Genomic DNA, 6,335 nt, shown 5'->3' on the forward strand with positions numbered 1-6,335 from the left:
CCGTGGTCGCCGACGATGGCATCGCGGCCCGTGCCGGTGGTGACGGAATCGCCGCCGAGCCCGCCGAGGACGAGGTTGCCGCCCTCGCCCGCCCGGATCGTGTCGCCCGCGCCGTTGACCGCATCGAGCGTCGTCACCGAGGCGATGACGCCGAGCGTGAAGAGCGCCTCGCCGCTGTCGCCCAGCACGATATCCGCGCTGACACCGGTGTCGATCGTGTCCGCACCGAAGCCGCCGAAGACGAGGTTGTCGCCGCCGCCCGCCACGATCTGGTCGTCGCCGCCGAACGCGGTGTTGGTCGAGACCGCGTGCGCGAGACCGTCGTCGTCGCGGCGCACGAGGCCGCTATCGCCGAGGATCACGTCGCGGCCGGCGCCGGCCTCGATCGTGTCGGCATCCATGCCGCCGATGACGATGTTGGCGCCCTCGCCCGCCTTGATCGCGTCCCGTCCGCCGATCCCGGCATCCAGACTGCGGGCCTGGACCAGACGGCCGCCCGCGAGGAGCACCTCGCCGCTGTCGCCGAGGATCATGTCCGCGCCGGCACCCGTGGTGATGGTGTCCGAACCGAAACCGCCGAGGACGAGGTTGTCGCCATCGCCGGCCAGCACGGTGTCGTCGCCGCCCATCCCCGTGTCGGTCGACAGGATCTGCGCGAGCAGTCGGGCTGCGTCGTAGGTCACCGAACCGAAGTCGCCGAGGATGACGTCGGCACCCGTGCCGGCGGTGATCGCGTCGGCTTCCGTGCCGCCGAGGGCGAGGTTGTCGCCATCGCCCAGCGTCAGCGTGTCCTTGCCGCCGTCGGCGGTCGCCATGGTGGCCACGCTCACCCGCACGCCGCCGGCGTAGACCACCGCGCCGTTGTCGCCGAGCACGATGTCGGCGCCGCCGAGCACCGTCACCTTGTCGGCACCGACACCGGCGATGACGAGGTTGTCGCCCGCGCCCGCCTCGATGCTGTCATCGCCGCCGATCGCCGTGTCCAGGCTCTCGGCCCGCTCGATCAGACCCTTCGCGTCGAAGCGGATCTGGCCGGCATCGCCGAACACCGTGTCACGGCCAGCGCCGGTGACGATCGTGTCACCGCCCGCGCCGCCGAGCACGACGTTGTCGCCCTCGCCCGCGCGGATCTCGTCGGCGTCGCCCAGAGCCGCATCCGTGGTGCGCACGAAGACCGGGATGAGAGCCGAGAGCGTCACCGTGCCGTTGTCGCCGAGGATCACGTCCGAGCCCGAGCCGGTGGTGATCGTATCGGCACCAAAGCCGCCGAGCACCACCGAGCCGCCGTCGCCGACGACGATCACGTCGCGGCCGCCGACTTCCGGCGCCGTCGAGGTGATCTCGGTCGGACGCGCCTGCGCATCGAGATCGACGCTGCCGTTGTCGCCCAGCACCGCCGAGCGGCCCGCACCCAGGGTCAGCCGGTCGGCACCCGAGCCGCCGATCACCACGCCGTTGCCGGCGCCGAGGATGACAGCGTCATCGCCGGCAACCTCAAAGTCCGTGCTCTCGACCCGGACCGGGAGGCCATCGACGAGGCGCACGAGGCCGGCATCGCCGAGGACGATGGCGTCGCCCGACTGGCCCTCGACCGTGTCGCCGCCGGCACCGCCGATGACGAGCTTGCGGCCGTTGCCGAGGCGGATGGCGTCGGCCGCGCCGATGGCCGGCGTCAGCGTCTGGGCCTGGGTCAGCACCGCCGCCGCGTAATCGAGCTGGCCGCTGTCGCCGAGCACGGTCTTGCTGCCGTCGCCGGCGGTGATCGCGTCGGAGCCGAAGCCGCCGAGGACGGTGTCGCTGCCGTCGCCGGCCGCGATCGTATCGTCGCCGCCCAGCCCCGTGTCGGTCGACAGGATCTGCTTGAGCAGGCCGGCCGCGTCGTAGCTCACCGAACCGAAGTCGCCGAGGATCACGTCGGCGCCCTTGCCGGTGGTGATCGCGTCGGCCTCCGTGCCGCCGAGGGCAAGGTTGTCGCCGTCGCCGAGGAGGAGCGTGTCCTTGCCGCCGTCGGCGGTCGCCATGGTGGCCACGCTCACCCGCACGCCGCTGGCGTAAATCACCGCCCCGTTGTCGCCGAGCACGATGTCGGCGCCGGCGAGAACCGTCACCTTGTCCGCGCCGACACCGGCGATGACGAGGTTGTCCCCCGCGCCCACCTTGATGCTGTCGTCGCCGCCGATCGCCGTGTCCAAGCTCTCGGCCCGCTCGATCAGGCCCTTCGCGTCGAAGCGGATCTGGCCGGCATCGCCGAACACCGTGTCGCGGCCCGCACCGGCGACGATCGTGTCGCCGCCCGCGCCGCCGAGCACGAGGTTGTCGCCCTCGCCCGCGCGGATCTCGTCGGCGTCGCCCACGGCCGCGTTCGTGGTGCGCACGAAGACCGGGACCAGGGCCGAGAGCGTCACCGCGCCGTTGTCGCCAAGGATCACGTCCGCGCCCGAGCCGGTGGTGATCGTGTCGGCACCGAAGCCGCCCAGCACCACCGAGCCGCCGTCGCCGACGACGATCACGTCGCGGCCACCGACCTCCGGCGCCGTCGAGGTGATCTCGGTCGGACGCGCCTGCGCGTCGAGATCGACGCTGCCGTTGTCGCCGAGCACCGCCGAGCGGCCAGCGCCCAGGGTCAGCCGGTCGGCACCCGAGCCGCCGAGCACCACACCGTTGCCGGCGCCGAGGGTGACGGCGTCGTCGCCGGCAACCTCGACATCCGTGCTCTCGACCCGGACCGGGAGGCCACCGGCGAGGCGCACGAGGCCGGCATCGCCGAGCACCACCGCATCGCCGGACTGGCCGTCGATGAGATCGTTGCCCGCGCCGCCGAGCACCAGCTTGCGGCCGTTGCCGAGGCGGATCGTATCGGCCGCGCCGACGGCCGGCGTCAGAGTCTGGATCAGGGTCGGCACGCCTGCGGCGTAGTCGAGCTGGCCGCTGTCACCGAGCACGGTCTTGCTGCCGTTACCGGCGGTGATCGCGTCGGAGCCGAAGCCGCCGAGGATGGTGTCACTGCCGTCGCCCGCGGTGATCGTGTCGCCGCCGCCCAGCCCCGTGTCGGTGGACAGGATCTGCGCGAGCAGTCCGGCCGCGTCGTAGCTGACCGATCCGAGATCGCCGAGGATCACGTCGGCACCCGTGCCGGTGGTGATCGTGTCGGCCTCGATGCCGCCGAGGACGAGGTTGTCGCCGTCGCCCGCCGCGATCGTGTCGGCTGCGCCGATCTCCACATCCGTGGTGCGGACGAGGATCCGCTTGCCGTCGGTGCGGAAGGTGGCGAGGCCGTTGTCGCCGAGAACGATGTCCGCGCCGGCGCCGGCGGTGATCGTGTCGCTGCCGAACCCGCCGAGGACGACGTTGTCGCCGTCACCCGCATCGATCGTGTCGTCGTCGCCGCGGTTCGGGTTGAGCGTGGCCACGCGCACCGGACGCCCGCCGGTGAAGCTCGCCTCGCCGAAATCGCCGAGGGTGAGATCCGCCCCCTTGCCGGTGGTGATCTCGTCGCGGCCCGCACCGCCGAGGACGATGTTGTCGCCGTCGCCGCCGCGGATGACGTCGCCCGCGCCGCGGCGCTCGTCGGTGGTGTAGACGTCGCGGACGAGGCCGTTCTCGAAGGCCACGACACCCATGTCGCCGAGCAGGATGTCGGCGCCAGACCCCGTGGTGAGGTCGTCGGAGCCGCCCGCGCCGATCACGATGTTGTCGCCGTCGCCGCCCTTGATCACGTCGCGCGCGCCGTCATCCGGATCGGTCGAGGCGAACTCGACGCGCACGCCCTGGTCGAACAGCGCGGTGCCGTTGTCGCCGAGGATCACGTCGTTGCCGCCGAGCGCGGTGATCGCGTCCGTGCCCGTGCCGCCGATGACGACGTTGTCGCCGCCGCCGGCCTCGATGGTGTCGTCGCCGCCGAAGGTCGGGTCGAGGCTCTCGGCGCGCTTGAGACGGCCCTGAGCGTCGAAGGACAGACGACCGTCGTCGCCCAGCACGATGTCGGCATCGGCATCGTCCCGGCCGGCATCGATCGTGTCGGCGCCGAGACCGCCGAGGACGACGTCCGCCCCGGCACCCGAGGTGAGGACGTCGCGCGTCCCGCCGTCGCGGCTGCTCTGGACCAGGGCCCGAAGGCCGAGCTCGAACCGGACGAGGCCGTTGTCGCCGAGCACGATGTCGCCGCCCTTGCCGGTGACGACCGTGTCGCTGCCCGAGCCGCCGAGGACGATGTTCTCGCCGTCGCCGGCCTCGATCCGGTCGTTGCCGGCGTCGAGCGTGTCGGTCGAGGCGAACTCGATCCGCACGCCGCCCTCGAACACGGCGTAGCCATGGTCGCCGATGACGACGTCGCTGCCGCCCAGCGCCGTGACGACGTCGTTGCCCGAGCCGCCGAGGACGAGGTTGTCGCCGCCGCCGACCTTGATCTCGTCGTCGTCGCCGAAGCCGACATCGAGGGTTTCGGCCCGCCTCACGCGGCCCTGGGCGTCGAAGGTGATCTGGCCGCCATCGCCGAAGACCACGTCGGCATCCGCGTCGGCTTGGCCAGCATCGATCGTGTCGGCCCCGAGGCCGCCGAGCACGACGTCGGCGCCCGCCCCCGTCGAGAGGGTGTCGCGCGCGCCGCCGTTGCGGTCGCTCACCACCCGCGCCCGGATGCCGAGCGCGAAGGCCACCGAGCCGTTGTCGCCGAGCACGATATCTGCGCCCGCGCCCGTCGTGACCGTGTCGCTGCCCGAGCCGCCGAGCACGACGTTGTCGCCGTCGCCGGCCTCGATCCGGTCGTTGCCGCCGTCGCCGGTGTCGGTCGAGGCCACCTCGACGCGGATACCGGCGTCGAACAGAGCGTAGCCCTGATCGCCGAGCACGATGTCGCTGCCGCCGAGCGCGGTGATGACGTCGGTGCCGGTGCCGCCGATGACGAGGTTGTCGCCGCCGCCGACCTCGATGACGTCATCGCCGCCGAAGCCCGGATCGAGGCTCTCGGCCCGCTTCACGCGGCCCTGCGCATCGAAGGTGACGCGACCGTCGTCGCCGAGCACCACGTCGGCATCCGCGTCGAGCCTGCCCGCGTCGATCGTGTCGTCGCCGAGACCGCCGAGCACCACGTCGGCGCCCGCACCCGTGGCGATGACGTCGCGCGCGCCGCCGTTGCGGTCGCTCACGACCCGGGCCCGGATGCCGAGCTCGTAGGCCACCAGGCCGTTGTCGCCCAGCACGATGTCGCCGCCCGTGCCCGTCGTGACGGTGTCGCTGCCGGAACCGCCGATGACGAGGTTGTCGCCGCCGCCGGCATCGATCCGGTCGTTGCCGCCGTCGCCGGTGTCGGTCGAGGCGAACTCGATCCGAACGCCGGCCTCGAAGACCGCGTAGCCGTTGTCGCCGATGACGACGTCGCCGCCGCCCAGCGCCGTGACGGTATCGGCGCCCGTGCCGCCGATGACGAGGTTGTCGCCGCCGCCGACCTTGATGTCGTCGTTGCCGCCGAAGCCGGCATCGAAGCTCTCGGCACGGATCACGCCGCCGGTCGCGTCGAAGGTGACGTGGCCGTTATCGCCGAACACGATGTCCGCGTCGGTATCGGCCTGGCCGGCGTCGATCGTGTCGCCGCCGAGCCCGCCGAGCACCAGATCGGCGCCGGCGCCGGTGGCGAGGGTGTCCGCCGCGCCGCCGGTGCGGTCGCTGGTGATCTCCAGACGGATGCCGCCCGCGAACGCGATCCGGCCGTTGTCGCCGAGCACGATGTCGGCGCCCGCGCCGGTGGTGACGGTGTCGCCGCCCGAACCGGCGAGCACGACGTTGTCGCCGTCACCCGTGTCGATCCGGTCGTTGCCGGCCCCGACCGCGTCGGCCGAGACGACGAGGACGCGCACGCCCGCCTCGAACTCGGCGTAGCCGCCGTCGCCGACGACGATGTCGTTGCCGCCGAGCGCGGTGACGGCATCGCTGCCGGCCCCGGCGATGACGACGTTGTCGCCCGCGCCGACATCGATCGTATCGTTGCCGCCGAAGCCAAGATCGAAGCTCTCGGCCCGCTTCACATGGCCGTCGGCCTCGAAGGTGGCGCGGCCCTCGTCGCCGAGCACGACGTCGTTGCCGCCGAGGGCGATGATCCGGTCCGCACCCGTGCCGCCGAGGACGACGTTGTCGCCGCCGCCGACCTCGATGGTGTCGTCGTCGCCGGAGCCCAGGTCGAGGCTCTCGGCCCGCTTCACCCGGCCGCGCGCGTCGAACAGCACGGTGCCGTTGTCGCCGAACACGATGTCGGCGTCGCCGTCGGTCTTGCCGGCGTCGATGGTGTCGCCGCCGAGCCCGCCGAGGACCACGTCGGCGCCCGCGCCGGTGGCGAGGGTGTC

At 72.6% G+C, this 6,335-nt stretch carries 1 protein-coding gene; it reads right to left on the bottom strand.

The features are described from left to right. Positions 1-6,335 (bottom strand): calcium-binding protein (locus tag MFF42_RS19935; RefSeq protein WP_283206900.1); only part of this gene is annotated, 6,335 nt, incomplete at both ends.

The organism is Methylorubrum podarium, from assembly GCF_022179745.1.
In the GTDB taxonomy this organism is placed as follows: Bacteria; Pseudomonadota; Alphaproteobacteria; order Rhizobiales; family Beijerinckiaceae; genus Methylobacterium; species Methylobacterium podarium.